The sequence below is a fragment of the Paractinoplanes rhizophilus genome, from assembly GCF_042664765.1.
GTDB classification, from domain to species: Bacteria; Actinomycetota; Actinomycetes; order Mycobacteriales; family Micromonosporaceae; genus Actinoplanes; species Actinoplanes rhizophilus.
On sequence record NZ_JBHTBJ010000135.1, the window covers coordinates 1 to 625 of the forward strand.

The 625-nt window shown below is 61.4% G+C and carries 1 protein-coding gene; it reads left to right on the forward strand.

Going from position 1 to position 625, the window contains the following annotated elements; all coding sequences use genetic code 11:
* Window positions 1-611, forward strand: a 611-nt coding sequence (locus ACFQS1_RS40575; RefSeq protein WP_378978418.1) for a transposase, incomplete at its 5' end; no start/stop codon positions are given.
* Between the last annotated feature and the right edge of the window lie 14 nt (window positions 612-625).

Below are 625 nucleotides of genomic sequence, written 5' to 3' on the forward strand. Positions count from 1 at the left end.
GGGACATCACCGCATTGAAAGGGCCCGTCAAAGGCGTCTGGTTCAAATGCTACGTCATCATCGACATCTATTCCCGGTACGTGACCGGCTGGCTCGTCGCCGCGGCCGAGGACGCTATCGTGGCCCGTGATTTCCTCGCTGACGCAGTCACCGCCAACGGGATCGAGCCGCACACCATCCACGCCGACCGCGGTGGCGCCATGACCTCGAAACCGGTGTCGGAAATGCTCGTCGACCTCGGTGTCCTACGTTCGCATTCCCGACCTCGTACGTCAAACGACAATCCATATTCCGAAGCGCAGTTCAAAACAATGAAGTACATGCCGGACTTCCCTGACCGGTTCGGATCCCTCGCTGACGCCCGCGCGTTCTGCGACAAATTTTTTACCGCATACAACCACGAGCACCGTCATTCCGGGATCGGCTGGCACACGCCCGCGTCGGTGCACTACGGCACCGCTGACCAGATCCGCCGGGACCGCCAGCACACCCTGAACGCCGCCTACGCGCAGCACCCCGACCGGTTCACCCGCCGGCCCCGCGCACCCCAGCTCCCCGAAAAAGCCTGGATCAACCAGCCAACAACCGAGGCACAAACCGTCTCAATTTGACTTGACAAATTCCG